Source organism: Rhodanobacter sp. OR87, from assembly GCF_000473345.1.
Lineage (GTDB): Bacteria > Pseudomonadota > Gammaproteobacteria > Xanthomonadales > Rhodanobacteraceae > Rhodanobacter > Rhodanobacter denitrificans.
The window spans coordinates 1-1,349 of the sequence record NZ_AXBJ01000048.1 but is presented as its reverse complement, the minus strand read 5'-3'; the positions used below and the strand labels follow the sequence as shown (position 1 = coordinate 1,349).

Below are 1,349 nucleotides of genomic sequence, written 5' to 3'. Positions count from 1 at the left end.
TTCGCGGACCTGGTTTGGGCATCGTGAGGACTCCTGAAGTGGTAGTTCAGGGTGTCCACTAAAGCGTAGGAACTCTCCCGTCCGCCTTGAACGAACTGTTAGGCTTTACCGGCCTAGCTGCGTGCATAGGGACTTCTACCAATTCGCGCTGGTGAGAACCTTGCCTTGCGAATCTTTTTGAGTCACCAAATTTGTGACTCGGAAGCCTTTAACGGCAGTATGTTCGATGTGCTCGACGGTGCCAACGACATTTCCTGATGCATCGAGAACAGAGTAGTTGGTTACGTCCGCTTCACCCATGAAGCCCTTGGAGTGTGAGCCATCAACGCGGAGCGTCTCTCCTGGCCCGAGCGTCAGTTTCTCGCTAATTGACATATATAATCTTCCTTGGTGGCGAATGAAGGCCTAACGCTTGAGGGCGAGTTAAGTGGCTGCGTAGACGCCTTGAACGAGTTGTTAGGGCACGCGATGATTCATTTTGGCGCTGTATCTATTCGACTGTTTTGGTAGTGCAAATAAACGTTTCTCGCTTCAAATATATCGTTATCAGCCAGCTTCCAGTACTTCTCGGATGAAGCATCGCTTGGAAAGCTCGGCTCGCAGGCAATTTTTAGCATCCGCTCGGCTGTTGAATCGGGGAGGACAAGCGAAGGTGTGCTTAGATTATTATTCGACCTAATGAACTTTCCGCTATTGTCGTAATTCGATGAAGTCAATACTTGAACAGTTCTTGCCGGGCAATTGAATTTCCAGCGCTGAGCGACTGACCAAGCGCCATCCTCGTCCGGAGAGGATATCCTAACTGTTTTGACCCATACGACAACTGCGTCAGGGCTTCTTTCGACGGTATCGGCGTCAAAGAAGTACAGCGAATTATCCGACGCCACTGTGGTGGCATACCAAGTTGCGGCTGCTATAGCTGGTGTAAAGCAGCTGGCTGCGATAGCCAGCAAGTAAGATCCGATTCGTGTGAGTTGCATTTCATCCCCTAATTGCAGTGCCTAACGCTTGAGTTAAGCGGCGGCGAAGCCGTCCGCTTGGACGAGAAGTTAGACGGTTGCGACGCAAGCGCACTTGGGCGAGCTGTTGGCTCGGACGAGCGCAGAACGTGAAGCAACCGACGCTGGCAAAATACCAGCTTTGAAGGCCGGAGGCTTGCCGGAACGCTGCGGAAAAAGGCTGCCGGAGCGATGGACGACAAGCTGCCGTGAAGCTGGACGAAACCCACGTGCGAAACAACAGCCGAGCTACCGACTAACGAGGTTGTAGAAAAACCTCCGCTCATCCTGCTTCAATAGCCCCACGTGAACAAGGGGGCGGCATGGCACGCTACCGGCATATCGATATGA

The 1,349-nt window shown here is 52.4% G+C and carries 2 protein-coding genes; both read right to left on the bottom strand.

Annotation, left to right across the window (positions count from 1 at the left end):
* Positions 1 to 135 precede the first annotated feature (135 nt).
* Positions 136 to 375, bottom strand: coding sequence for a hypothetical protein (locus RHOOR87_RS20135; protein ID WP_081700037.1), 240 nt, complete (start codon positions 373 to 375; stop codon positions 136 to 138).
* A gap of 98 nt (positions 376 to 473) precedes the next feature.
* Complete coding sequence (locus RHOOR87_RS20570; RefSeq protein ID WP_155950986.1) at positions 474 to 953, bottom strand: surface-adhesin E family protein; 480 nt, start codon at positions 951 to 953, stop codon at positions 474 to 476.
* Between the last annotated feature and the right edge of the window lie 396 nt (positions 954 to 1,349).